Below are 24,594 nucleotides of genomic sequence, written 5' to 3' on the forward strand. Positions count from 1 at the left end.
GGGGGGGGGAGGGGGCAAGGTGGGGCGGTGCTTGCGGGGAAGCGGGCAACCCCCCCGGCCGGGTCAGTGCGTGACGGCCTTCTCGGCGCCCGCGCCGGTCAGGGCGCGGACCTCCATCTCCGCGTACTTCTTCGGGTTCCGCTCCTTCGACAGGACCGTGCCGAGCCAGCCGAGCAGGAACGCCGCCGGGATCGAGACCAGGCCCGGGTTGTCCAGCGGGAACCAGTGGAAGTCGACACCTTGGATCATCGACGCGCTCTTGCCCGTCTTCGCGTCGACCGGCTTGCCCGAGACCGCCGGCGAGAAGACGATCAGCACGATCGTGACGACCAGGCCGCCGTAGATCGACCAGAGCGCGCCCTGGGTGTTGAACCGCTTCCAGAACAGCGAATACAGGATCGTCGGCAGGTTCGCCGACGCCGCGACCGCGAACGCCAGCGCGACCAGGAACGCCACGTTCTGGCTCTTCGCCAGGATGCCGCCCGCGATGGCCACCGCGCCGATCACCAGCGCCGTGACGCGGGCGACGCGGACTTCGCCGCCGGTGGAGACCTTGCCCTTCTTGATCACGTTGGCGTAGACGTCGTGCGCGAACGACGCCGACGCCGTGATCGTCAGGCCGGCCACCACCGCGAGGATCGTCGCGAACGCGACCGCCGAGATGAACCCGAGCAGCACCGGGCCGCCGAGCTCGAGCGCCAGCAGCGGGGCCGCCGAGTTCGTCGTGCCCGGCGCCTTCGCGATCTTGTCCGGCCCGACGATCGCGCCCGCGCCGTAGCCGAGCACCAGCGTGAACAGGTAGAACACGCCGATCAGGACGATGGCCCAGACCACCGAGCGGCGCGCGTCCTTCGCCGTCGGGACCGTGTAGAAGCGCATCAGGACGTGCGGCAGGCCGGCCGTGCCGAGGACCAGCGCGACGCCCAGCGACAGGAAGTCGAGCTTCGTCGTGCCGGTCTTGCCGTACTGCTTGCCCGGGTCGAGCAGCGCCGCGCCGCCCTTGCCGCCCTTGTCGACGGCGGCCTGGAACAGGTCGGACAGGTTGAAGCCGTACTTCCCCAGCACCCACAGCGTCATCGCGAACGCGCCGACGATCAGCAGCGCCGCCTTGATGATCTGCACCCAGGTGGTGCCCTTCATGCCGCCGATCAGCACGTACAGGATCATGATCACGCCGACCACGGCGATCACGACGTCCTGCCCCACCTCGCCTTCGATGCCCAGCAGCAGGTTGACCAGACCACCGGCGCCTGCCATCTGCGCCAGCAGGTAGAAGAACGAAACGGCCAGCGTCGAAACGGCGGCGGCCGCGCGCACCGGGCGCTGTTTCATGCGGAACGCCAGCACGTCGCCCATCGTGAACTTGCCGGTGTTGCGCAGCAGTTCCGCGACCAGCAGCAGCGCGACGAGCCACGCGACCAGGAACCCGATCGAATAGAGGAACCCGTCGTAACCGTTGACCGCGATGGCGCCGGCGATACCGAGGAACGACGCCGCCGAGAGGTAGTCACCGGAAATCGCGATGCCGTTCTGCGGGCCGGTGAACGCACGCCCGGCGGCGTAGTAGTCCGACGCCGTCTTCGTGTTGCGGCTGGCCCGGAACACGATCACCAGCGTGATCGCGACGAAGACCAGGAAGATGATGATGTTCAGGGTGGAGTTGCTGCCCTCCACCCCCGCGGCGAGGCTCATTTGCCGGGCTCCCCTTCGATCCGGGCGCGGATCTCGTCGGCCACCGGGTCGAGCTTCCGGTTGGCGTAGCGCACGTACAGCCAGGTGATGACGAACGTCGAGACGAACTGCAGCAGCCCGAAGACCAGGCCGACCGTGATGTTCCCGAACAGCTTCGTGCTCATGAAGCCGTGCGCGTAGTCGGCGAGCAGGACGTACAGCAGGTACCAGAGCAGGAACAGCGCGGTCATCGGGAACACGAACGACCGCAACCGACGGCGGAGGTCCGCGAATTCGGGACTCGCCTGGACCCTCTCCCAGTCGGTTTGCGGCTCCGCGCCACCGACGTCTTGTTCGGTGCTGCTCACGGCGGATCTCCACCTTCCCGTTGTTCGTGCTGGTAGAAACCAACGGAACTTATGGGTCGAAGGTGTAATTCGTAATCCCTCGATCGGGTATCACTTTCTTACGGACTGTCAGCGCATTACTTGCGGTGCCGGCCTCGGCCGGCGATTCGCGTCTTTTCTTCGGCTTGTCCGAATCGGGCGACCGCCCTGTCCCGCATGAACCCGAGCGGATCGGGCGCGTGCAGCCGCAGCATGATGTCGTGCACGTGCTCCGGGCGGCCGTAGCCGGTCACGCGGCTGACCAAGTACGTCGTCACGAACGCGGCCGGCACGGTGATCAGCGCCGGCTGGTTGACGAACCAGGGCGCCCAGCCGCCGGTGTAGCCGCTCACGACGTTGACCACCAGCGCCGCCAGCACCAGCGCGCCGCCGACGAACATCCCCGCCAGCGCCCCCGGCCAGGACAGCTTGCGCCACCAGATGCCCAGCACCAGCAACGGGCTGAACGTCGACGCCGCGAGCGCGAACGTCAGCCCGATCGACAGCGAGATGTCCTCCGGCCGCAGCGCGACCGCGAGCCCGATCGGGAACAGCGCGACCAGCCCGGTCGCCACGCGGAAGTCGCGCACCCGGCCGGGCAGCAGGTCGGTCGACACGACCCCGGCGACGCTCACCAGCAGCCCGGACGTGCTCGACAGGAACGCGGCGAACGCGCCCGCGGCGGTCACCGCGCCGAGCAGCTGGCCGCCGATCCCCGGCAGGATCGCCGAGGGCAGCCGCAGGATCGCCGCGTCCGTCTTGCCGGTGACGAGCAGCTCCGGGACGTACATCCGGGACAGCGCGCCCAGCAGCGTCGGGAAGAGGTAGAACAACCCCAGCAGCAGCAGGACGTGCACGGTGGTGCGGCGCGCGGCCTTGCCGTCGGGGTTGGTGTAGAAGCGGACCAGCACGTGCGGCAGGCCCATCGTGCCGAGGAACGTCGCGAACATCAGCGAGTACGTCTGGAGCAGGTCGGTGAGGCTGCCCGACCCCGGGTGCAGCCAGCTGTCGTTGTTCGCGATCGCGTCGCTGACCACCGGCACCGGCGTCCCCGCCAGGAACTTCAGCTTCGTGCCTTCGGAAACCGTGTGCGGCGCCAGCGGGGTCCAGTGCGTCGGCCCGGCCGCCGGGCCGTTGTCCGTGCGGCCGTAGGCGTACAGGAAGGTGTCCGAAGTGACGTGCAGCGTGACGTCGGTCTGGACGTCCACAGTGGTGTCGGTGGTGAACACGGGCGGCGCGGCCACGCCGAGCGGGCGGAAGCCGTCCGGGCCGCCGCCGGCGAAGAAGACCATGCACAGCGCAAAAGCGGGCACCGAGATCGCGAACAGCTTGAGCCAGTACTGGAACGCCTGGACGACGGTGATCGCGCGCATGCCGCCGGCGATCACGTTGAACGCCACCACGACCATCACCGCGACCGCGCCGGCCCACACCGGCACCGGCAGGATCGTCGCCAAGGTCAGGCCGGCGCCCTGCAGCTGCGGGACCATGTAGAGGATCCCGATGAACACGACGAACGCCGTCGAGAAGCGGCGCAGGCCGATCGAGCCGAGGCGCATCTCCAGGAAGTCCGGCAGCGTGTACGCGCCGGAGCGGCGCAGCGGCGCGGCGACGAAGAGCATCAGCGCGAGGTAACCCGCGGTGAAGCCGATCGGGAACCACAGCGCGTCGGCGCCGTCCTTGAGCACGATCCCGGCGATGCCGAGGAACGACGCCGCGGACAGGTACTCACCGGAGATCGCGGCGGCGTTGCGCCGGGACCGGACCGTGCGCCGCGCGACCAGGAAGTCGTGGGTGCTCGTGGCCGAACGCGAGGAGCGGTGACCGAGGTAGAAGGTCACCACGGCGACCAGCACGATGCCGGTCAACGCCCACGGGTTCAGCTGCACGGGAGGAATCCTCGCACGAGTCGTGCGGAGCTAGTTTTCGATCATGTCCACGAACGCGCGTTCGTTGCGCTCGGCCAGCCGGTTGTACCAGATGCCGACGCCGAACAGGAACGGGAACGGCAGCACGCCGAGGATCAGCCACGCCACCGGGATGCCGGCCAGGCTCAGCGCGGAGAACCCGGGCACCAGGTAGAACAGCACCGGCAGCGACCCGAACACGACGACGACGAGCAGCGACAGCAGCAACGCCGTCCGCAGCTGGACCTTCACCAGGTGGTCGCGCACCAGCAGTTTTCCCCAGCTGGTCTGCTCTTCCAGCTCGACGCGGGCGCGCAGGGTGCCGGCGCCGCGCCGCGGGTCGTTGAGGATCACTCGTTCCCGCTTGGGCCGGGCGTGGTGCTCCGGTTTCGGCGCCTCTTCGTCCGGCGCCGGCGGGAGCGACTCGACGACGGCCCGGTCGGTCGGCTGCGGCAGCCGTTCGCGGGCGCGCCGGCCGAGCGTGGGATCCGGTTCGCGCACGCCGTTCGCGCGGCGCTCGTAGAAGTCGTCGGTCATGACCGGGCCCGGCTCAGCCGTTCCGGCCCGAACCGACCAACCGGTCCTTCAGCGCACGGGTGTGCCGCCGGCTCACCGGCAGCACCTTCTCCTCGTTGCCGATCACGACCTGGTAACCGCCCTGGCCCATCCGCAGCTCGGTGATCAGCGGCAGCGCGACCAGGAACGACCGGTGGATCCGGACGAACCCGGCCTTCTCCCAGCGTTCCTCGAGCTGCGCCAGCGGGATCCGGACCAGGTGGCTGCCTTCGGTGGTGAACAGCCGCGCGTAGTCACCCTGCGCCTCGACCCAGCGGACCGACGAGCGCGGGATGAGCTTGGTGGTGCCGGCCAGCTCGACCGGGATGACCTCGTCGTCGTTCTTCACGCCCGGCTCGCCGCCCAGCGCGCCGGGCGGGGGCGCCGCGGCGGAGGCCAGCTTGTCGATCACGCGCGTGATCGCGCGGTCGAGGCGGTCCTGCTGGTACGGCTTGAGGACGTAGTCGAGCGCGCCGAGATCGAAGGCGTTGACCGCCTCTTCCGCGTGCCCGGTGACGAACACCAGGGCGGGCGACGGGCGCAGCGCGGCGAAGACGCGGGACATCTCCATGCCGGACAGGCCGGGCATGTCGATGTCGGCGAAGACGGCGTCGACGATCGGCAGGCCGCGGTCCTTGCGCTCGCGCAGCCTCGGGTCGTCGGTCGAGAGGATGCGCAGCGCTTCCGACGCGTCGATCGCCGGGAACACCTTCGCCACGTGCGGGCTGTGTGTCAGGCAGTGGACGAGTTCGTCAAGCCCTTTCGGCTCGTCGTCCACAGCCAGGACCACGAGCTTCCGGGTGTCATCGTGAGCACTCACAGTGAAACGCATCCTGCCCATTGCCGAGTGCAATGTCCAGCCCCCGTCCGCCTGAAGTGGGGAGACCCGCGGCCAGGGGGCCGCGGGTCCCTCGTCTCAATGCACGAAGGTGAACCAGTTGAGGTTCACGAAGTCGGCGGGCTGGCCGCTCGTGAAGGTCAGGTACACATTGTGCACGCCGGTGACGCCGCTGATGTTCGCGGGCACGGTCCGCCAGCTCTGCCAGCCACCGGTGTTCCCGACGGCGAAACCGCCGATCGGGGCGTTGGACAGGCTGTCGAGCCGCACTTCGACCAGCCCGCTGACACCGCCGGCCGCGCCGGACGCCACGCGCGCCTGGAAGTTGGTCGCCGCGGAGCCGCCGAAGTCGACACCCGGGTAGAGCGCCCAGTCGCCGTTGCCCGCCGGCCCGATGTTCTGGCCGCCGCCGGTGTCGCTGGTCGTCTGCTTGGCCAGGCCGTTCTGCTGCGAGTACGACTCAGCCTGGATGGTGCTGTACGCGCTGCCGCCGCTCCCGGGCGGCGTGGTCGTCGTGGTCGGCGGCGGTGTGGTGGTGCCGCCGCCGGAGCCGCGCGTGGACACCGTGACGTAGTCGACGACCATCGGGCGGCCCGGCACGATCCCCGGCCCCGGCGTGGTCGTGCCGGAGTTGTTGTTGGGGAACGCGCCGCCGATCGCGACGTTCAGCAGCACGAAGTAACCCTGGTGGCTGGTCATGTTCGCCCACGTGGTCGCGTCGACCTGGTTCTGGCTCACCGAGTGGAACTGCTGGCCGTCGACGAACCAGCGGAACACCTGCGGGCTGACGCTCGCGTCCCATTCGAAGCGGTAGGTGTGGAAGGCCGACTGGCAGCTGCTGCCGGGGCAGGCGCGGTTGGCCACGATGCCGGTGGTCTCGTTGCACGGGCCGCCCGGGTTGACGCCGCAGTGCATGACGCCCCAGACGGAGTTGATCCCGTTGACGTTCTCCATGATGTCGAACTCGCCGATGGCGGGCCAGTTCCACCAGTTGCCGCGGTAGGGGCCGCCGAGCGCCCAGAACGCCGGCCAGTAGCCGAGCGCGGCGGCGCCGGTGACGTTCGGCATCTGGATCCGGCTTTCGATCCGCATGACCCCGCCCGCCGGCGGCTTGAAGTCGGTCCGCTGGGTTTCGACCCGCGCCGACGTCCAGTTGCCCGCGCCGTCGCGCAACGGCGTGATGCGGAGGTTGCCGGCGCCGTCCTGGGAGAGGTTCGACGTGCTCGCCGTGTAGTTCTGGATCTCGCCGGTGCCCCAGTTGCCGGGGCCGCCGGGGTAGGCGTGGCCGGTGTCGATGATCCAGTTCGAGCCGGACGGCAGGCTGCCCGCGCCGCCGGTGAAGTCGTCGGCGAAGACCGTGGTCCAGCCCGAGTCGGGCGGCGGGATGGACGCGGCGGCGGGCAGGGTCAGCGGAACCGCGATGAGCGCGGCGCCGAGCACCGCGCCGATGGCGAATCTTCGGGAGTGGGGCATCGGGTACGACCTCCTCGTCGTCCGGATTTGTTGCCGATCGCAACAAAGCCCGTGACAAGGGGACCTCCCGACCCGGGAAGATCGCCAGACCCGTTACCAGGGAAGAGTGATCCGGGTCACAAAACCTGCCCGGAACTACCCGAACCGGACAGACCGAGCAGGGCCGACCCGATGGCGAGCAGCGCGCCTTCGATGCCCGGCAGCGTACGCAGGTGCGGGGTCCGGGCGACGTCGTTGACCACCGTGAGGACGGCCTGGACACGCACCCGCGCCGGGCCCGTGTCGAGGTCCGGGAGCCGGCTGACCCACGCTTCGACGTACTCGCGCTGGGTGCGGCGCAGGGCGTGCCGCTCGGGTTCCGGCAGCAGCCCGACCTCCGTGATCAGCAGGTCGACCACGTGCCGATGGGCCAGCGAATACCTCGTGTACGACCGCAGCAGCCCGGGCAGCGACGCCGTCCGCAGGCCCTCGCCGAGCGCGTCGGCCCCGGCACGCAGGGCCATCATCAACAGCTCGGACTTGCTCTCGAAGTGGTGGTAGACGCTCGGCCCCGCGATCCCGGCGGCCGCGCCCACCTCTTCGATGCCGACGCTGTGGAAACCGCGCTCGGCGAACAGCCGGGTCGCGGTCGCCAGCAGCAGCTCCCGCCGGTTCGCGGGCTCGACGACCGGTTCCGCGGTGCGCTCACCCAGGTCCGGAAGGGCGACCGAGGCGACCGTGGCCGCCAGCGACGTCATCAGCTCGTCGTAGGCCGGACGCGGCAGCCCGACCCGCTGGAACGAGACGCTGACCAGCACCGCGAGCACCGCCCAGGCCAGCAACCCGGCCTGGTCCGCGCTCAGCTCCGGGCGCCGGTCCCGGAGCCGGTCGGCGAGCTGCCGCGCCAGCCGCCGCAGCGGTTCGCCGACGCGGTGGCGTTCGGCCGGGTCGAGGTGCCGGGACTCGCGCTGCCACAGGACGCCGGCGTCGCGCCGGTCGAGCACCCCGGTCGCCAGCTCGGCGAGGTCACCGACGTCGAGCGCGCGCAAGGCGTCTCCGACAACCTCGGCGAGCAGCTCTTGCTTGCCGCCGAAGTGCCGGTACAGCGCGGACGGCCCGATCGCGACGGCCTCGGCGATGTCGCCCATCAGGACGTGCGGGTACCCGCGGCGGACGAACATCTCCGCGGCCGCGGCGACGATCAGCGCGCGGCGGTTGCGCGGCCGGGTGCCGCGGGCGGGTGCGGACAACTCAGTGGACCCCGCGGTCGCCGCCGGTCCAGTGCCGCTTCCGCAGCTCGCGCTTGAGGATCTTGCCCGCGCCGGACATCGGGAGCGCGTCGGTGAATTCGAAGGTGCGCGGCACCTTGTAGCCGGCGATCGCTTCGCGGCAGAAGTCGCGCAGCTCGTCTTCGGTCGCTTCGCGGTCTTCAAGCAGCACGACCACAGCGTGCACCCGCTCGCCCCAGTGCTCGTCGGGCACCCCGATCACCGCGCACGCGGCCACGGCCGGATGCTTCGCCAGGGCGTTCTCCACTTCGGCCGAGTACACGTTTTCGCCGCCGGACACGATCATGTCCTTGATCCTGTCGACGACGAAGACGTACCCGCGCTCGTCCATGTACCCGCCGTCGCCGGTGTGCATCCAGCCGCCGCGCAACGCCGTCGCCGTCTCCTCCGGCCGGTTCCAGTAGCCGAGCATGACGTGGTCACCGCGGCAGACGATCTCGCCGACGGTCCCCCGCGGCACCTCGACGTCGTCCGGATCGACGATCCGCACCTCGGCGTGCGGCGCCGCGCGGCCGGCGGCCCGGCGCAGCGCGGGGTCGTCGTGGTCTTCCGACGAGAGCAGCGTCGCGACCGGCGAGAGTTCGGTCATGCCGTACGCCTGCACGAAACCCGCGCCGGGGAACACCTTCCGCGCGCGTTCCAGCACGGCCTCCGAGATCGGCGAGGCGCCGTAGACGACGTGGTTCATCGACGTCAGGTCGTGCTTCGGGACGTCCGGGTGGTCGACGAGCAGCTGGATCATGGTCGGCACCAGCAGCGTGTCCGTCGGCCGCCGGGTGCTGATCGCCTCGAGCACACCGGCCGGGGTGAACATCGGGACGATCACGTGCGTCGAGCCGACGAGCTGCCCGGCCGCCCACGCGGCGCCGTCGGCCAGGTGGAACATCGGCGCGGCGTGCAGCAGCTTGCCGCGCGCGGTGAGGAAGCGGCCGGTGGCGAGGCTGCCCAGGGCCGACGTCAGCAGGTTGCGGTGGCTGAGCATGACGCCCTTCGGCGTGCCCGTGGTGCCGCCGGTGTAGTAGACGCCGAGCAGGTCGTCCCCACCGCGGCGCGCGTCCTCGACCGGATCGGCGCCGGCGACGAGGTCCTCGTACCCGAGCATGCCCGACGGCGTCGGGGCCTCGCCGATGTGGATGACGGTGGTCAGGTCGTCGCCCAGCTTCGGGACCATCGGGACGAAGGCGTCGTCGACGAGCAGCACGCGCGTGCCGGACTCGGTGAGCGAGTAGGCGATCTCCGCCGGGCTCCAGCGGATGTTGATCGGGTTGAGCACGGCGTTCGCCCACGGCGTCGCGAGGAGGTACTCGTGGTAGCGGTCGGAGTTGAGGGCGAGAATCCCGACGCGGTCACCGGCGCCGACACCGAGCTCCTTGAGCGCCCCGGCGAACCGCGCGACGCGCCCGGCGACCTCGCCGACGGTCCGGACGCGGTCGCCGAACTCGGTCATCGGGCGGTCGGGCCCCTGCTGCACGGCCTGGTGGAGGGTCTGCGTGAGGTGCATCCACCGCTCCCTTGCCTAGCGCTGATTCACATAGCCTAGCGCCGATTCACTTAGGAGGACAGACCTCGACGACGGTCACGCCGTCGAGGGGATGGCTCAGAGGCCGAAGCGGGACCAGGCCGCCTTGTGCGTCACCGCGTCCAGCAGGGCCGATGCCGCCGCCGGGGCGCCGACGCCGAGGCGGGCCAGCAGGGGGCGCTTCGGCTCGGCGACCGAGATCTCCGCGTCCGGGTAGCGCTGGGTGATGATCTGCCGGAGGCTGCCGAGGCCATCGATCAGGCCCAGCTCCTCGGCCTTCGCGCCGAGCCAGACGTCGCCGGTGAAGAGGTCCTCGGTGGCGGTCAGGCGGTCGCCGCGGCGGTCCTTCACCCAGCTCACGAACAGGTCGTGGAGCTGCGTGTGCATCTTCTTCAGCCACTCGACGTCTTCGGGCTTCTCCGGCGAGAACGGGTCGAGACGCGACTTGTTCGCGCCCGCCGTGTGGAGGCGGCGCTCGATGCCGAAGCGCTCCAGCAGCCCGGTGAAGCCGAAGCCGCCGCTGATCACGCCGATCGAGCCGACCATCGACGTGCGGTGGGCGAAGATCTCGTCCGCCGCGCACGCCAGCCAGTACCCGCCGGACGCGGCGACGTCCTCGCAGAACGCCAGGACCGGCACCTTCTTCTCGTCGGCCAGCTGCCGGATCCGCTCGGCGACCAGGCCGGACTGCGTCGGGGCGCCGCCCGGCGAGTTGATCAGCAGCGCGACCGCCTTGAGCCGGTCGTGGGCGAACGCCCTGGTCAGCGCCGACTCCACCGCGGCCAGGTTGATCGCGCCCCTGGCCAGCGGGGACGGCGACGGCGTGATCACGCCGTGCAGCTTCACCACGGCGACGACGTCCTTGCGCTCGACCCGGTCGGCGAGCACCGGGATCCGCGAAGCCAGCTTGTCCGTAACGCTCATAACTCCAGGCTAGCCGGATTCAGCCCATGGGGAGGATGCCGGACCGGGTGCCGTTGACGCCGTTGACCTCGGCGCCGTTGAGCTGGGCCGGGCCGCCCTGCGACGGGACCTCGGCCTCGGCGTCCGAGCTGTAGTCCGGCATGTTCGGGCGGACGCCGGGCACGAACTTCGGCACCCGGAGCGTCACCTTCATGCCGGCGCCGGGCGCGGTCTCGACCATCACCGCGTAGTCCCCGCCGAACACCTGCTGCATGCGCTGGTTGATGTTGCCGAGCCCGACGTGCGCGCCGGTGCGGTGGGCGCTCTTGAGCTCGTTGAGCCGCCGCGGGTCCATGCCGATGCCGTCGTCCTCGACGCTGATCAGCGCCTCGGTGCCGTAGTCCTGCGCGATCACCGTGACGCAGCCGCCGCTGGGCTTGCTGGCCAGGCCGTGCTTGACCGCGTTCTCCACCAGCGGCTGGATGATCAGGAACGGCACGACGACGCTGAGCACCTCGGGCGCGATCTTCATCCGCACCTCGAGCCGGCCGCCGAAGCGGGCGTTCTCGATGGTCAGGTAGCGGTCGATGTTGCGCAGCTCCTCGGCGAGCGAGGTGAACATGCCCGACGTCCGGAACGAGTAGCGCGTGAAGTCCGCGAAGTCCTGAAGCAGCTCTCGCGCCTCTTCGGGGTCCGTGCGGATCAGCGCGGAGATCGTGTTCAGCGCGTTGTAGACGAAGTGCGGGGAGATCTGCGCGCGCAGCGCCTTGATCTCGGCCTGCTGCAGCTGCTGCTTCGACTCGTCGAGCCGGGACAGCTCGAACTGCGTGCAGACGAACTGCGCGACCGCGTCGGCCATCTGCACCAGGCGCCCGCGCGTGCGGCCGACGACGATCAGCGCCGCCTCGGTCTCGCCCTCCACCAGCAGCGGCACGATCACCGCCGTCTTCATCCGGCAGGTGCCGCGGTGGTTGCAGGGCATCCGGTCGTGCGCGACGACCTCACGCCGGTGCTTGCGGATCGAGGCGCCGATCGCGTCGACGAGGTCGACGTAGTGCTCGTTCGCCTCGCCGTCCCACGACAGGAGCGTGCCTTCGCTGTCGGTGATGCCGACCGCGACGCAGTCGAGCATCTGCAGCAGCTGCGTGGTGATCTTGTCGGCGGCGTCCTCGTCGAGGCCGGAGCGGAGGTTCGGCGCCGCCTTCGACATCCGGTGGACGGCCTGGAGCATGGCGTCCTCCACCACGCTGGCCGGCTTGCGCAGTTTGACCAGCAGCACGATCACCACGATGCCGAGCAGGACCGCGACCCCCCAGGGGACGACCTGCGCAAGCGGAAACCCGGACACGGCGTCCATGCTCTGCGCTCGATCAACCGGGTGCAAGGCCTGATCCCACTTTCTGTTCAAACGTGACGACCGAGGGTGGGAACGACCCTACTAAGCGTCGGGTGGCTGTCCGCATGGTCACCGTGCGCAACGCGCGGAAGGCTTGTGCTGTTCCACGGGCTCGGGGGAAAGGGGCAGGAAGAGTGCGGTTTCGGGGGTTCGCGGCCGGGGTGCTCGCGGTGCTGGTGACGACGGTGGGGGCGGCCGGCCCAGCACGTGCGGCCGAACGGGGGAATCCGGTGCGTGACGCCGTGACCACGCTCGTGTCCGAGGGGGGATACCCGGCCGCCGTCGCGTACCACCGCGACGGCGGCCGGGTGGCGCACTACGCGGCGGGGGTTGCGGACACGCGGACCGGGGAGCCCGCGGCGGCCGGCCAGCGGTGGCGGATCGCGAGCAACACGAAGGCGTTCACGGCGGTGGTCGTGCTGCAGCTGGCCGGGGAGGGCCGGCTGGACCTCGACGCGCCCGTCGGGCTGCCGGGCGTGCCGCCGGTGACGCCGCGGCAGCTGCTCGGCCACACGAGCGGGATCCACGACCCGGCCGACAGCACGCTGTTCGCGCCCTACTTCGCCGGTGACCGCGGGTACGTCTACACCCCCGGCGAGGTCATCCGGCTCGCCCTGCGGACGCCGCCGTCGCCGCCCGGGAAGCACGAGTACTCGAACACCGGCTACCTCATGCTGGGGCAGCTGGTCGAACGGGTCACCGGCCACGACGTCCGCGCCGAGATCGCCGCGCGGATCCTGCGGCCGCTCGGGCTCGCGCACACGTCGTTCCCGCTGACCTCGCCGTACCTGACCGGCCCGCACCTGCACGGTTACGACCTCGACGGCGTCGACTGGACGACCCTGAGCCCGTCCTACGACTGGACGGCGGGCGCGATGGTGTCGACCGTCGACGACCTGGCCGCGTTCCACCGGGCGCTCTTCGCCGGCCGGCTGCTGCGGCCGGCCGAGCAGGCCGAGCTCGTCGGCCAGGAGCTCGGCGTCGAGAAGCTGACGCTGCCCTGCGGCCGGACGGTCTGGGGAAACACCGGCGCGGGCCCGGGTTACCTGAGCGTCTCGATGACCGACGGGCGGCGGCAGCTCACCCTGGTCGCCACCGCCTTCGACATCCGGGCCGAGGCCGAGGGCCGCGTGCCGGTGCCGTCGACGACCGAGCAGCCGCTGGTGGCGGTCTTCTGCTGACTACTTCAGCAGCCGCGACATCCGGCGGTCGGCCAGCGGCTTGCCGCCCGTCTGGCAGGTCGGGCAGTACTGGAACGACTTGTCGGCGAAGGAGATCTCGCGGATCGTGTCGCCGCAGACCGGGCACGGCAGGCCGGTGCGGGCGTGTACCCGCAGGCCCGAGCGCTTCTCCCCCTTCAGCCGCGCGGCCTTCTGGCCCACCGAGCGCTCGACGGCGTCGGACTCGATCTCGTGGATCGCCTCGGCGAGGGTTTCCAGCGCGCCGTCGTCGAGCTTGCCGATCGTGGCGTACGGCGAGAGCTTCGCGCGGTGCATGATCTCGTCGGAGTAGGCGTTGCCGATGCCGGCGATCAGGGACTGGTCGGTGAGCGCCCACTTCAGCCGCGTGTTCTTCCCGGCGAACAGCTCCCGCAGCTGCGCGGCGTCGACGGCCAGCGCGTCCGGGCCGAGGCGGGCGACGCTCGAGATCTCCTGCGGGTCCTTGACGATCCACACCGCGAGGCCCTTCTTCGTGCCCGCTTCGGTGAGGTCGAAGCCGGGCCCGGTGGCGGACTCGAGGTGGACGCGCAGCGAGATCGGGCCCTTGCCCGGCTTGAGCGGCGCCGGGGCCAGGCCGTCGGACCAGCGCAGCCAGCCCGCGCGGGCCAGGTGGACGACCAGGTGCAGGTCACCCGCGACGACGTCGAGGTGCTTGCCGTGCCGGGTCGCGCCGGTGATCTCGCGGCCGTGCAGGTCCGTCCACGGCGGGGTCGCCGTCTTCAGCACGCTCAGCGATGCGACATCGATGCGGAAGATCGTCTGGCCGACGGCGTTCTCACGCAGGTGGTGGGCCAGCGCTTCGACCTCGGGTAGCTCGGGCATGTCCCCAGTTTCACCCCTTCGGCCGAATTCCGGTACCGGCTACTCGACCGGGTGCAGGGGCCCGTCGAAGTCGGGCAGCGAGTGCCGCTGGATGGTCTTCGAGATCTTCTTGACCTCACCCTGCACGGTGAACATGCCGCGGATGGTGCCGACCCAGCGCTCGGACGGCCGGTCGCCGGTCACGTCACCCTCGGTCTCCGCGACCACCGTCCACGGCCGGCGCAGGATCCACCGCAACGGGAAGAACAACATCACCAGCAACAGCGCCAGCAACACCCACGCCGGGACGTTGACCTGGTCCGGCGTCCACACCACGAGGATCACGGCCAGCAGCGCGGTGACCACGATCATCGCGATGCCGGGGCCGTAGCTGCCGGCGACGTCGTGCTCGAAGTCGTCGGCCGTGGCCGGGGCACGCCATTCCATCTGGGCACGGACCACCCAGTCGCGGCCGTCTTCGCCGCGCACCAGCCGGTTCATTCAGTAGCCTCCCGGGCCGCCCGCAGGGTGAGCAGCACAACGGTACCGTGCGCGGGCTCACCCGCGCGAGGGCGGAACCGGACATCCCACCCGGCGAAGTTGATCACCGCTGATCAGGAACCCGCGGAGCCGGACTCGGCAGAATCGGACGGTTCGCTCGAACCAGTGACGGCCGACGTGCTGCTCGGGCACGGTTTCCCCGACGTCGGCGTGACCGAGGTCGACGGCTCGGTGGTCGCGCCTTCGTCGCCGGTCGGCGCCGGTGTGCTGGTCAGGGTCGGCGTCCACTCCGGGCGGTCGCCCGGCGAGAGCTCCGGCGCGTCCGCGCTCTCCGGCGTGGGCGTGTCACCGGATTCGGTGATCGTCATGTCCGGGGTGGGCGTTTCGGAGTCCAGCCGCGGCGACGTCGAGGAGTGGCCGGGCGTGCTGAACGTCGACGACGTGATGTCGTCGCGCGGGGTCAGCGCGTCGCCGCCGGCGCCGGGCTCCCCGGCCGGGACGTCACCACCGGGCACCCCCGGCACCTCGTTCGCCCCGAGCTGACGCTGCCCGCCGCGCTGCCGGACCGGGAAAGCCCCGGTCCCGCGGCCGTTGAGCACACCGATGCCGATCTGCGGGTCCGGCTGCGACTGGGGCGGCGGCTGGTGGTGCGTCTCGGTCGGCGGCACCACCACGAGCTCCGGAGCGCCGCCGGTCAACCCGACGTCCTGCACGGGCGCGGAGCCGAACAGCACCGGACCGGCCGCGACGCCGACGGCGCCCACGGCGGCGGTCGACGCCAGCGCCAGCCCGATCTTGACCTTGGAGCCGACGAGGACACCCTTGAGCGCCGCGCCCAGCCCGGTCAGCACGCCGCTGCCGCCCGCCGCGGCCGGCACCAGCAGCACCAGCACCCCGGCGTGCGCGCGCAGCGACGAACAGACGTCACGCAGCTCGTCCTGGGTCGCCCGGCACGACGAGCAGCCGTGCAGGTGCGCCTTGATCCGCTCGGCCTCGGCCCCGGTGACGCTGCCCGCGGTGAACCCGCCGAGCTTCTCGACCACGGCTCGGCACGAGTCCGGTCCGCGGCTCACCGAGAGGTGGGCCTGCAGGTAGGCCGCGCGCAGCCCCTGGCGGGCGCGGCGGGCCAGCGCCGCGGTGGCGTTCGCGCTCAGCCCGAAGTGCGGGGCGACCATCGCGGGCTGCTCACCCTCGACCTCGGTCTGCCACAGCACGGACCGCCAGCGCTCGGGCAGGCTCGTGAACGCCGTGGTGATCAGCGTGTGCTCGGCCGTGCGGGCGTGCGTGTCGGCGCCCGCGCCGGCGCGGAAGGTCAGCTCGTCGTCCGACACGGGGACGTCGCGGCGGGCGCCGTGCCACTCCCAGGAGACCCGGCGGGCGACGGTCAGCAGGTAGGCGCGGACGTAGTCCCGGGGGCCGGAGCCACGGCGAAGGGCCTGGAGCACGCGGAAGAACGTCTCCGCGGTGATGTCCTCGGCCTCGGACCGGTCGGAAGCCAGGCTCTGCGCCAGTCTCCGGACGGCGGCGGCGTGCAACTCGAACAGCTCCCCGAACGCGGCGTCCTCACCGTTTCGAAGTCGTTGCAGCAGTGCCTGCTCGTCGGATTCCGAGGCCGCTGGTGGCGGCACCGTGCCCAGCTCGGTCATCCGGCCCGGCACCTCCTCCCCGAAGGTCTCCCCGTTCGGTCGAATGGGGACACCATACGGAGGGAATCAGCCGTCGTCACCCCTTGTACGCCAGCTGTGACACCGAAGCACCGGGTCAGGGCACCGGGGGACCCGCTCATCGGAGCGGATTCCGGAGGGTATAGAGTGCTCTCAACAGCAACGCAGTGCGGATGTAGCGCAGCTGGTAGCGCATCACCTTGCCAAGGTGAGGGTCGCGGGTTCGAATCCCGTCATCCGCTCAAGTTCAGGGCCGTACCACTGGTGCAAACCAGGGGTGCGGCCCTTGTTCGTGACCGCGGTCACAGGGGTCGCCGTTACCTTCTGGCGGGGTTTGTCGGGGTTCGGGAACTGTTTTCATCCGGTGTTCCGGCGTCGTTCGGCCGAAGCCACCTTTTCGGGTGATGCTCGGGCGTGATCGTGCTTCGCATGACCGAACTGACTCGTCGCCGTCTTCTCGGATCTGCCGCCGGAGTCGCCGCCACCGCGGCCGCGGCCACCCTCATGCCGCCGAACGTCCAGCGCGCGCTCGCCCAGGGCGCCCCGAAGCACGGCTCGCTGAAGGACATCGAGCACGTCGTGCTGCTGATGCAGGAGAACCGCTCGTTCGACCACTACTTCGGCACGCTGTCGGGTGTCCGCGGGTTCTCCGACCCGCACGCGGCACGGCTGCCGAACGGCAAGCCGGTGTTCTACCAGCCGGACGCCGAGAACCCGGCCGGGTACGCGCTGCCGTTCCACCTGGATACGCACGCCACCAACGCGCAGAAGATCCCCTCGACGTCGCACGCGTGGTCGGTCCAGCACGAGGCCTGGAACGGCGGCAAGATGGACAGCTGGCTGCCGGCGCACCGCAAGGCCGACGGCAAGAACGGCCCGTACGTGATGGGGTACCACACGCGCGCCGACCTGCCGTTCCAGTTCGCGCTCGCCGAGGCGTTCACCATCTGCGACGCCTACCACTGCTCGGTCTTCGGCCCGACCTGGCCGAACCGGATGATGTGGATGACCGGCACGGTCGACCCGGACGGCGAGAACGGCGGCCCGATCCTCGACAACAAGGCGCCCGCCGGCGGCTACACCTGGACGACGTACGCCGAGCGGCTGCAGGCGGCCGGCGTCAGCTGGAAGGTGTACGAGCAGAGCGACACCTACGGCTGCAACATGCTGGAGAACTTCGCGAACTTCAAGAACGCGCCCGCGGACTCGCCGCTCGCGGTCAACGGCCTCACGCACCGGCCCGAGGGCCAGTTCGAGTACGACGCGCGCAACGACAAGCTGCCGACGGTCTCCTGGATCATCTGCACCTCGACGGCGTCGGAGCACCCGCAGTACACGCCGGCCGAGGGCGCCGCGTTCGTCGCGTCGAAGATCGACGCGATCGCCGCCAACCCCGAGGTCTGGGCCAAGACGGTGTTCATCCTCAACTACGACGAGAACGACGGCCTGTTCGACCACGTCGTCCCGCCGACCCCGCCGGCCGGCACGCCGCACGAGTTCGTCACGAAGACGTCCCCGGGCGGCACCCCGGGCAACGGCCTCCCGGTCGGCGCGGGCTACCGCGTCCCGGCGATCGTCGTGTCCCCGTGGACCGCGGGCGGCTGGGTGTGCAGCGAGAACTTCGACCACACGTCGACGCTGCAGTTCCTCGAGAAGGTGACCGGCGTGGCCGAGCCGAACATCTCCGACTGGCGCCGCCGCACCTTCGGCGACCTGACGTCGGCGTTCCGCTTCGGCGACCACAAGGCGCAGCCGCCGGTCCTGCCGGACACGTCGGGCCCGCTGACGCTCTCGCGCTTCGAGCAGGCCAACCTGCCGGCGCCGACGTTCCCGGGCGCCGACCAGAAGCCGCCGCGCCAGGAGCCGGGCGGCCGCCCGCGGGTGCCGCGCCACCCGTGACGGTTCGCGGCCACCCCCGTTTCGCGGGGGTGGCCGCTTTTCCTACACCGCGGAGGTTTTGAAGGGATCGTGCTCGGCGAGGAGCTTGTCGAGCCGGGCCTGGTCGACGCGGGAGACCACCGAGGTCTCGTCCTGTCTGTCCCGGACGCACTTGGCCAGGGTGAAGGTCGAGGTGACCAGGTAGAGCATGCCGAGGGCGAGGAAACCCCGGATCCAGCCGTCGACCGGCAGGTAGGTGATCGCTCCGACGACCGCGGCCAGCGCCAGGCCGAAGGAGAGGGCCGCCTGGATGTAGAAGGCCGTCGTGGTGGGGGACGTGGTTCCGGATTTGGTCATGTGACCACGGTCTCGCCGAGGGGTGGCGGGTGTCTTGAGCAGAACTACTCAGCGCCGGTTGCGATGGGGCTACAGCTCGGGCGCGGCGGCCCTGCGGCACAACCCCCGCGCGTAAGGCAGCCCCCGCCCTCCCTGGGGGCCGGCCCCGCTTCCAGCGTATCGGGGGGTGCCGACGGAAGGCCGGGATGAGCCCAGACCCGGCTTGGTTGTCCACATTCGCGGGAGGCTGTGGACAGCCAGGGCGGCGGGATCGCGGGAGCGGCGGGTGGCTTGGGCAGAACTACGAAGAAGCGAGAGCGCCGGCTACAGCTCGTAGACGTCCAGGACCGTCGGGGCCACCGGGGTCAGGTGGGGGTCTTCGCGCTCCGTCACCTGGCCGCGGGCCATGCGGTAGACGCGGAAGTCGTTGTCGTGCTCGGTGTCCTGGTCGTCCCACGTGTACAGGAGCCCGTACGAGCCCGGGGCCAGCTCGCCGACCCTCGTGAAGAGGTCCAGGAGCTCCGGGCCGAGGCGGCCGCCGTGTTTGTCGAAGCCGCCGAAGTGGAGCATCGGCATGCCCGCGCTCCAGCGGAGGTCGACCAGGTCGAAGTCACCCGCGTCGCGGATCGCGCGGTGGACGCGGTCGACCAGGCGCTCCAGGAGCGCCGCGTCGTCGTCGCCGCTGGTCGTGGCCTGGATGGTCGCCCACCCGTGATACTCGAACACCCGCAGAACGGTAGCAAGAGATCAACGCCGGGCTCAGCGGGCCAGCGCGGACGGCTTCCCGTCGCGGCGCAGGACGTTGTTCAGCACACCCTCGCCGTGCCGCTCGAACGCCGGCACCAGCTTCTCGCCGAACACGCACAGCGTGCGCTCCCACGGGTGGCCGAGCGTGCCGAACGAGAAGTCCGAGGCCAGGAACAGGTGGTAGTCCGCGCGTGGGAACACCGGCACCGGCCAGCGGGCGCCGTCGGTCATCCGGTGCGGGCGGACGCGGTAGGACTGGTGCTGCCAGTGCAGCGCCCACAGCCAGTCGTCCGGGCCGCAGACCTCGCGGAACGCGGCCGCCGCGATGGCCGAGACCTGGTGCTCGTCGACGGCGTACGGGCCGAGGCGGAACTCGGCCGACGCGCGGTCCAGGTCGCCGGGCGAGAGGTCCCAGGTCCGCGACGGCGCCGGCTCGCGGAAGCCCGGCCAGGCGTGGGCGTAGGTGCTCGGCCAGAACGCCAGCTTGTCGTACACCCAGTACCAGGCGGGCTCGTCGGCGACGCGGGAGACGGCTTCCCAGGCAGCATTCACTTTTCGACCTCGAGGTTGGGCCAGGCACGGAAGAACACGCGAAAGCTTCGTGTTCGGCCTCCGGTTTGTCCAGTCCTCGTCCGCTCCGCGCGAACTGTGTCACTCGACCGGGTGGGTTCTGCCAAGTTGTCACCATGAGGATCCTCTTCGTGCACGGAGCGTTCGTCCGGGACGGCGCGTGGTGGTGGCAGCCGACCGCCGACGTGCTGAGCGCGCACGGTCTTCGCAGCTCAGCGGCGGTGTTGCCGAGCTGCGAAGGCGACCCGAGGGGTGACCTCCACGACGACGCGGCGGCCGTCCGCGCGCTGCTCGACGCCTCCGACGAGCCCGCGGTGCTCGTGGGGCACTCGTACGGCGGAATGGTGATCTCCGAAGCCGGCGGCCACCCCGCGGTCCGCCGGCTCGTGTACGTGACGTCGTTCCTGCCGGACGCCGGCCAGGCGCTCGCCGGCTTCGGCACCGGGGAGCCGGCGCCCTGGCACGTCAGCCACGGCGACGGCACCGCGAGCGTCCGGGAAGAGCTGGTGCGGCCGCTGTTCGCCCAGGACTTCGACGACGCCACCTACGCCGGCGCCGCGGCCCGGCTCACCCCGCAGAACGAGGTCGTCTTCGGCCAGCCGACGACTACCGCGGCCTGGCGGGACGTGCCGTCGACCTACGTCGTCTGCGCCGACGACCGCGCCACCCCGCCGGAGACGCAGCGGCAGCAGGCGAAACGCGCGACCGACGTCGTCGAGCTGGCCGTGGCGCACCACCCGTTCGTCACCCGCCCGGAGCTGGTGGCCGACATCGTGCTTCAGACGACGACGTAGCCCATCAGGAACTCCTTGGTCTTGCCCTCGCAGCCGGCGTCGAGCGAGTCGAAGTGGCTCGCGCCCGCGTTGCAGCGGTAGATCGCCCGCGCGCTCGCCCAGGACGGCGGGTTGGCGTAGAGGTGGCCGAGCAGGCCGAGTGACTGCTGGCCTTCACACTTGCCGCTCTGGTCGGTCGAGCTGAACCAGTCCTTCTGGTCCTTCACCTTGCAGGCGAACAGCTTCCGCGTGCCCGGCTCGGCCGTCGCGACGAGCGAGCCGAACACGCCTTCCTTCGTGAAGCCGGCCGGCGGGCCGACTTTCTTCGTGCCGCTGAAGTGGCCGCCGTCGGGCTGGTGGTAGCGGGTCAGCGGCACCTCGGCGGGGTGCGGCTTGTCCCCCGCGCTCGACGGCGGCGGGGCCGCGGCCGAGCTCGCGCCGGGCAGCGCGGACGCGCTCGTGGCCGGCGGCGCCGAGGACTTCTTGGGGCTGGACTTCGGATGCGACGGCGTCGCGGACGTGGTCGGGGTGGGTCCGGCCGAACCGCCGGGCGCGCTCGCGGCCGCCGGGGTCGTGCCGTCCGGCTTCAGCAGGAAGATCGCGCCGAGCGCGGCGACGACGGCGACCGCTACGCCGGTCAGCACCAGCGGAAGCCGCTTCTTGCGCGGGCGGTCCCAGTCCACTGTGGTCGGTGACGGCGTCGCGACCTTCGACGTCACGGGCTCGAAAACGATTGTCGGCAGCGAAGCCGGGTCGACGGCCTGGGTCGGCGCGTCGGTGATCGCGCTGCGGGCGGTGGAAAGCAGCCCCCGCAGGCCGGCCGCACCCAATCGGTCCGAAGTGGACTGCGTGAGCAGCCCGCGCACGGCGTCGGCGAGCGGGCCGCGGCAGTGCTCGAACACCGGCTGGTCGTACATGATCGCGTGCAGTGTCGCGGCCGTGGTGGTGCGCTGGAACGGCGCCCGGCCCTCGGCGGCGTGGAACAGCGTCGCGCCGAGCGACCAGAGGTCCGCCGCGGGCGACGGCCCGGCCCCGGCGAACAGCTCGGGCGCCATGTACCCGGGCGAGCCCATGACACCGCCGGTCTGCGTCAACGACGGGTCGTCCATCGCCCGCGCGATGCCGAAGTCGGCGAGCTTCACGCGGTCGCCGGGCAGCACCATGATGTTGCTGGGCTTGACGTCCCGGTGCACGATGCCCGCCGCGTGCGCGCTCTCCAGCGCGCCGAGCACCTGCAGGCCGAGCGCGGCGACGCGGTCGTTCGCCAGCGGGCCTTCGCGGCCGACGACGTCGGCGAGCGTCGGCGCGACCACCAGCTCCATCACGATGAAGGTGGCGCCGTGCTCGCTGACTACGTCGTAGACCGTGACGACGCCGGGATCGTTGAGGCGCCCGGCCGTGCGCGCCTCGCGCATGACCCGCTCGAGGTTCGTCCCCGGCGGGGTGGCCAGCTCCTTCAGCGCGACCGGCCGGCCGAGCACCCTGTCCTCGGCGCGCCAGACGACGCCCATGCCGCCCCGGCCCAGCTCGGCCGAGATCGCGTACCGTCCCGCGACCAGTCTCATCGTCGCCCCCCTGAACGCTCGGGGGCGATGCTAAGGGAGGCGCCGGGCAGGCCCGGCGCCTCCCCTTCTCAGGCGGCGTCCCAGAGTGTCAAGAAGGCCGAAGCCTCGCTGCGGGCCCAGGGTCGCAGCCGTTCGCGGTCACGCGCCGAGAGCTGGTACTCCTTCGCCCGGCGGACGTCGATCACCAGCGCCTCGCCGCCCGGCAGGACGTCCGGCATCGCCTGCTCGAGCACCCACAGCGCGAGCTGCGCTGAGTCCTTCGTCAACGGCTCTTCCTTGAAATAGAGCCAGGTCGCGTACCGGCGGCCGTTGCTCTTGCGCAGCCCGAGCTGCGGGCTGACGCCGATCTCGAGCTCGCCGATGCGGCAGCGGCCGCGGCCGACCTCGACCAGCCTCGGTGACTTCCGGCCGAGGTAGCGCAGCCAGCCGTCGGCTATCGCGGCGTAGTGCGGCTTCACCTTTTCGTCGGCGGCGTTGACCAGTGCGCGCAACGCCGTCGCGTCTTGGTTGGCCGCCCGGCCGGACCGCACGGCGTTGGCCGCCCGCCGGTAGTAGTTGAACGCGGCCCGCGCCGGGTCCTCGTACAGCCGGCGCTGCCGCCGGACGAACGACGACCGCGACGGACCGGAACTCGCGCTGTAGCCCACGAACGTGGGCAGGGTGATGTAGGCCATGGCCCTGCCTTCCTCCATCACGCCACCCGCGCGGTGCGGGCGGCATCTCCCCTGGACAACGCCCATTTTAGAACATATGTACGACAGTTTCGGGGGCCGAAGAGGTGACTAGCGCAGGGTGAAGGTGACCAGGTCCGTCGATTCGGTGCGGGTGAGCGGCAGCCCGTCGAGCGGGCGGGTGAGCGCCTGTTCGTACGGCGTCCCGGCGGCGCCGACCTTCAGCACCAGCACCCGGGGGATGCCGTACTTACGCAGCACGTCGACGCTGTGGACGTCCGGGAACGTCTTGAAGGCCTCGTTGATCTCGAGGTACTCCGGGGGCAGCAGCCCGTTATGGCCGTTGGCGAGCTTCGGGAAGCCTTCGACGGACCAGAACTGGTAGACGAACTCGCTGAACGGCTTGTCCGGCTCCTGGACCATCGGCAGGATCACCGCCGGCCGCGGGTCGTCCCGGAAGGTCGCGGCCAGGTCCGGCGGGATGCCGGGCGGCGACGGGTGCCCCACGTCCGGGATGCCCTCCAGCAGCGCGAACAGCGCGGGCACCCCGAGCAGCAGCTGCAGGGCGCGGCCCCGGGCGTAGGTCGTGTCGCGGTCGCGCAGCCACTCGGACGCCTTGGTGAGCGCGCCCGCCGCGAGCAGGATCAGCAGCAGGATCACCCAGAGCATCAGGCGCCCGGGCGTGCGCAGCGCGTCCCAGCCGGGCAGGTACTTCCACAGGATGTAGTAGGTGAAGTCGCCGCCGAAGAACTGCGAGCCCATCGCGAAGACGAACACCACGACGGAACCGGCGCCGAGCGCGGCCCGCACCCGGACCGACCAGGCGCTGTAGAACAGCCCCGCCAGCGCCACCACGAGCAGCGCCAGCCCCGGGAAGAGGACCTTCTCGGACGCGCCGGGCTGCAGGAGCCAGTTCGAGTCGACCAGGATGCCGGTGTTCGGGTCCAGCGGGGTGCCCTGCCAGAGCCACGTCGAGCTGAGGGTGGTGAACAGGCCGTCCGCCGGCGGCGAGAAGACCTTCACCTCCTCCCAGGGCCGGTTGAACCCGTAGTCGGTGACGACCTGCCGGAACGGGATGGTCATCAGGTAGGTGACGACGAGGAACACCACGACCCCGGCGCCGTCCAGGACGGCCAGGCGGGTGCCGAACGTCTTCCGGTTCCGCAGCGCGACCACCAGGATCACGAGCCCGACGACGCCCAGCAGGTAGACGAACGGGAGCCCGACCGCGAACCCGAGCGTCACCTGCCACGCCGCGACGACCCAGCCGACGAACGCCCACCACGGGCGGGCCAGCTCGGGACGGCGGCCGTGCCGCAGGGAGTAACCGTGGCCGCGGGCCAGCGCGAAGAGCGCGAGGGCGATCGCGCCCGAGGAAAGGATGTTGAGGTGGCTGATGTGGGTCAGCCGCCAGGGCGCCCAGGCGAACGCGACACCCGCCAGCGCCGCGGCCTGCCAGGTGCCGCCGAGCTGACGCACCAGCAGGTACGCGCCCGCATAGGCCATCGCGAAGGCGATCAGGAAGACGATGTTGTAGCGGAAGATCGCGGCGTACTGGCCGTCGCCGAACAGCGTCAGCGGCAGGTAACCGAGCAGGGAGTCCGAAAAGGCGAAGCTGTCGACCGCCGGGAAGAGCGTGTTCCCCGTCCACAGTGGCCCGCCGCCGGTGGCGAAGTTGTGCTGCCACGCCAGCTGCCACGCCTGCAGCAGCGGGTCGCCGAGGTCGGCGGTGACCGACGACTTCGGGTGCAGCAGCACGGGGTAGTTGAACAGTGCCGACAGGACGCCGCCGACGATCAGGGCCAGCAGGCCTTCCCGGGCGCGGCCGGTCGGCCGGATGCGGCCGAGCGCGCCCTGCGGCCTGGGTGGTGCTTCGGTGGTCACGTGGCTCCCCTCTGAAAGCCCAGCCGGCTCCCCGACCGCCGTGACCTGGGCAGCCGGACTGTACCGGA

At 71.0% G+C, this 24,594-nt stretch carries 22 protein-coding genes and 1 tRNA gene; 4 read left to right on the forward strand and 19 right to left on the reverse strand.

Annotated elements, in window-relative coordinates; all coding sequences use genetic code 11:
• Positions 1-63 precede the first annotated feature (63 nt).
• From ACZ63J_RS15110 to ACZ63J_RS15155, 10 genes are all read right to left on the reverse strand, one after another.
• Positions 64-1,692 (reverse strand): solute symporter family protein, encoded by a 1,629-nt coding sequence (locus ACZ63J_RS15110; protein ID WP_465400963.1) that lies wholly within the window; start codon positions 1,690-1,692, stop codon positions 64-66.
• Positions 1,689-2,039 (reverse strand): DUF485 domain-containing protein, encoded by a 351-nt coding sequence (locus ACZ63J_RS15115; RefSeq protein ID WP_465400964.1) that lies wholly within the window; start codon positions 2,037-2,039, stop codon positions 1,689-1,691. Before ACZ63J_RS15115 ends, ACZ63J_RS15110 begins: the two co-directional genes overlap by 4 nt.
• A gap of 116 nt (positions 2,040-2,155) precedes the next feature.
• Positions 2,156-3,946: a sodium/solute symporter gene (locus ACZ63J_RS15120; protein ID WP_465400965.1), complete on the reverse strand. Its 1,791-nt coding sequence runs from the start codon at positions 3,944-3,946 to the stop codon at positions 2,156-2,158.
• A gap of 30 nt (positions 3,947-3,976) precedes the next feature.
• Entirely contained in the window at positions 3,977-4,501 is a 525-nt protein-coding gene (locus tag ACZ63J_RS15125; protein ID WP_465400966.1) for a hypothetical protein, read from the reverse strand.
• 13 nt (positions 4,502-4,514) lie between these two features.
• The gene (locus ACZ63J_RS15130) at positions 4,515-5,351 is read right to left on the reverse strand and encodes a LytR/AlgR family response regulator transcription factor (protein WP_465306221.1); all 837 of its coding nucleotides are present in this window, start codon (positions 5,349-5,351) and stop codon (positions 4,515-4,517) included.
• Positions 5,352-5,435: 84 nt separating this feature from the next.
• On the reverse strand, positions 5,436-6,830 hold the full coding sequence (locus ACZ63J_RS15135; RefSeq protein WP_465400967.1) for a carbohydrate-binding protein: 1,395 nt from the start codon (positions 6,828-6,830) through the stop codon (positions 5,436-5,438).
• Between the two features lie 116 nt (positions 6,831-6,946).
• Positions 6,947-8,059, reverse strand: coding sequence for a TetR/AcrR family transcriptional regulator (locus ACZ63J_RS15140; RefSeq protein ID WP_465400968.1), 1,113 nt, complete (start codon positions 8,057-8,059; stop codon positions 6,947-6,949).
• Between the two features lies 1 nt (position 8,060).
• A complete protein-coding gene (locus ACZ63J_RS15145; RefSeq protein WP_465400969.1) occupies positions 8,061-9,599 on the reverse strand; it encodes an acyl-CoA synthetase in 1,539 nt (512 codons plus the stop codon).
• A 96-nt stretch (positions 9,600-9,695) separates the two neighbouring features.
• A complete protein-coding gene (locus tag ACZ63J_RS15150; protein WP_465400970.1) occupies positions 9,696-10,541 on the reverse strand; it encodes a S49 family peptidase in 846 nt (281 codons plus the stop codon).
• A 19-nt stretch (positions 10,542-10,560) separates the two neighbouring features.
• Positions 10,561-11,877, reverse strand: a complete 1,317-nt coding sequence (locus tag ACZ63J_RS15155) for a sensor histidine kinase (RefSeq protein WP_465333095.1) — start codon at positions 11,875-11,877, stop codon at positions 10,561-10,563.
• Between the two features lie 173 nt (positions 11,878-12,050).
• On the opposite strand from ACZ63J_RS15155, the gene ACZ63J_RS15160 reads away from it, so the two are divergent.
• A complete protein-coding gene (locus ACZ63J_RS15160) occupies positions 12,051-13,097 on the forward strand; it encodes a serine hydrolase domain-containing protein (protein WP_465400971.1) in 1,047 nt (348 codons plus the stop codon).
• Here ACZ63J_RS15160 and ACZ63J_RS15165 read toward each other — a convergent pair whose 3' ends face one another.
• The 3 genes from ACZ63J_RS15165 to ACZ63J_RS15175 form a co-directional block, all read right to left on the reverse strand.
• Positions 13,098-13,958 (reverse strand): Fpg/Nei family DNA glycosylase, encoded by an 861-nt coding sequence (locus ACZ63J_RS15165; protein WP_465306237.1) that lies wholly within the window; start codon positions 13,956-13,958, stop codon positions 13,098-13,100.
• A 39-nt stretch (positions 13,959-13,997) separates the two neighbouring features.
• Entirely contained in the window at positions 13,998-14,438 is a 441-nt protein-coding gene (locus ACZ63J_RS15170; RefSeq protein WP_465306239.1) for a DUF983 domain-containing protein, read from the reverse strand.
• Between the two features lie 113 nt (positions 14,439-14,551).
• Positions 14,552-16,084: a sigma-70 family RNA polymerase sigma factor gene (locus ACZ63J_RS15175; RefSeq protein WP_465400972.1), complete on the reverse strand. Its 1,533-nt coding sequence runs from the start codon at positions 16,082-16,084 to the stop codon at positions 14,552-14,554.
• Positions 16,085-16,271: 187 nt separating this feature from the next.
• Here ACZ63J_RS15175 and ACZ63J_RS15180 point away from each other — a divergent pair.
• Positions 16,272-16,344, forward strand: a tRNA-Gly gene (locus ACZ63J_RS15180).
• A 187-nt stretch (positions 16,345-16,531) separates the two neighbouring features.
• Positions 16,532-18,001 (forward strand): phosphocholine-specific phospholipase C, encoded by a 1,470-nt coding sequence (locus ACZ63J_RS15185; protein ID WP_465400973.1) that lies wholly within the window; start codon positions 16,532-16,534, stop codon positions 17,999-18,001.
• 42 nt (positions 18,002-18,043) lie between these two features.
• On the opposite strand, the gene ACZ63J_RS15190 is transcribed toward ACZ63J_RS15185, so the two are convergent.
• The 3 genes from ACZ63J_RS15190 to ACZ63J_RS15200 all read right to left on the reverse strand — a co-directional run bounded on the left by ACZ63J_RS15190 (position 18,044) and on the right by ACZ63J_RS15200 (position 19,615).
• Positions 18,044-18,337 (reverse strand): YiaA/YiaB family inner membrane protein, encoded by a 294-nt coding sequence (locus ACZ63J_RS15190; RefSeq protein ID WP_465333100.1) that lies wholly within the window; start codon positions 18,335-18,337, stop codon positions 18,044-18,046.
• Between the two features lie 303 nt (positions 18,338-18,640).
• Positions 18,641-19,042, reverse strand: coding sequence for an immunity 7 family protein (locus ACZ63J_RS15195; protein ID WP_465306247.1), 402 nt, complete (start codon positions 19,040-19,042; stop codon positions 18,641-18,643).
• Between the two features lie 33 nt (positions 19,043-19,075).
• Entirely contained in the window at positions 19,076-19,615 is a 540-nt protein-coding gene (locus tag ACZ63J_RS15200; RefSeq protein ID WP_465306249.1) for a DUF2716 domain-containing protein, read from the reverse strand.
• A gap of 134 nt (positions 19,616-19,749) precedes the next feature.
• On the opposite strand from ACZ63J_RS15200, the gene ACZ63J_RS15205 reads away from it, so the two are divergent.
• On the forward strand, positions 19,750-20,427 hold the full coding sequence (locus tag ACZ63J_RS15205; protein ID WP_465400974.1) for an alpha/beta fold hydrolase: 678 nt from the start codon (positions 19,750-19,752) through the stop codon (positions 20,425-20,427).
• Here ACZ63J_RS15205 and ACZ63J_RS15210 read toward each other — a convergent pair.
• From ACZ63J_RS15210 to ACZ63J_RS15220, 3 genes are all read right to left on the reverse strand, one after another.
• Positions 20,412-21,971, reverse strand: coding sequence for a serine/threonine-protein kinase (locus ACZ63J_RS15210; RefSeq protein WP_465400975.1), 1,560 nt, complete (start codon positions 21,969-21,971; stop codon positions 20,412-20,414). The two genes, ACZ63J_RS15205 and ACZ63J_RS15210, sit on opposite strands and share 16 nt — an antisense overlap.
• Positions 21,972-22,039: 68 nt before the next feature.
• A complete protein-coding gene (locus ACZ63J_RS15215; protein ID WP_465333103.1) occupies positions 22,040-22,663 on the reverse strand; it encodes a hypothetical protein in 624 nt (207 codons plus the stop codon).
• A 90-nt stretch (positions 22,664-22,753) separates the two neighbouring features.
• On the reverse strand, positions 22,754-24,526 hold the full coding sequence (locus ACZ63J_RS15220) for a hypothetical protein (protein WP_465400976.1): 1,773 nt from the start codon (positions 24,524-24,526) through the stop codon (positions 22,754-22,756).
• Between the last annotated feature and the right edge of the window lie 68 nt (positions 24,527-24,594).

This window comes from Amycolatopsis sp. NPDC104863 (assembly GCF_055582965.1).

What these genes read in the sequence shown, in the direction of transcription:
- ACZ63J_RS15110 (WP_465400963.1), bottom strand. Translation starts at nt 1,692, where the DNA reads ATGAGCCTCGCCGCGGGGGTGGAGGGCAGCAACTCCACCCTGAACATC.
- ACZ63J_RS15125 (WP_465400966.1), bottom strand. Translation starts at nt 4,501, where the DNA reads ATGACCGACGACTTCTACGAGCGCCGCGCGAACGGCGTGCGCGAACCG.
- ACZ63J_RS15130 (WP_465306221.1), bottom strand. Translation starts at nt 5,351, where the DNA reads ATGCGTTTCACTGTGAGTGCTCACGATGACACCCGGAAGCTCGTGGTC.
- ACZ63J_RS15135 (WP_465400967.1), bottom strand. Translation starts at nt 6,830, where the DNA reads ATGCCCCACTCCCGAAGATTCGCCATCGGCGCGGTGCTCGGCGCCGCG.
- ACZ63J_RS15145 (WP_465400969.1), bottom strand. Translation starts at nt 9,599, where the DNA reads ATGCACCTCACGCAGACCCTCCACCAGGCCGTGCAGCAGGGGCCCGAC.
- ACZ63J_RS15150 (WP_465400970.1), bottom strand. Translation starts at nt 10,541, where the DNA reads ATGAGCGTTACGGACAAGCTGGCTTCGCGGATCCCGGTGCTCGCCGAC.
- ACZ63J_RS15155 (WP_465333095.1), bottom strand. Translation starts at nt 11,877, where the DNA reads ATGGACGCCGTGTCCGGGTTTCCGCTTGCGCAGGTCGTCCCCTGGGGG.
- ACZ63J_RS15165 (WP_465306237.1), bottom strand. Translation starts at nt 13,958, where the DNA reads ATGCCCGAGCTACCCGAGGTCGAAGCGCTGGCCCACCACCTGCGTGAG.
- ACZ63J_RS15170 (WP_465306239.1), bottom strand. Translation starts at nt 14,438, where the DNA reads ATGAACCGGCTGGTGCGCGGCGAAGACGGCCGCGACTGGGTGGTCCGT.
- ACZ63J_RS15175 (WP_465400972.1), bottom strand. Translation starts at nt 16,084, where the DNA reads ATGACCGAGCTGGGCACGGTGCCGCCACCAGCGGCCTCGGAATCCGAC.
- ACZ63J_RS15185 (WP_465400973.1), top strand. Translation starts at nt 16,532, where the DNA reads ATGACCGAACTGACTCGTCGCCGTCTTCTCGGATCTGCCGCCGGAGTC.
- ACZ63J_RS15190 (WP_465333100.1), bottom strand. Translation starts at nt 18,337, where the DNA reads ATGACCAAATCCGGAACCACGTCCCCCACCACGACGGCCTTCTACATC.
- ACZ63J_RS15205 (WP_465400974.1), top strand. Translation starts at nt 19,750, where the DNA reads ATGAGGATCCTCTTCGTGCACGGAGCGTTCGTCCGGGACGGCGCGTGG.
- ACZ63J_RS15210 (WP_465400975.1), bottom strand. Translation starts at nt 21,971, where the DNA reads ATGAGACTGGTCGCGGGACGGTACGCGATCTCGGCCGAGCTGGGCCGG.
- ACZ63J_RS15215 (WP_465333103.1), bottom strand. Translation starts at nt 22,663, where the DNA reads ATGGAGGAAGGCAGGGCCATGGCCTACATCACCCTGCCCACGTTCGTG.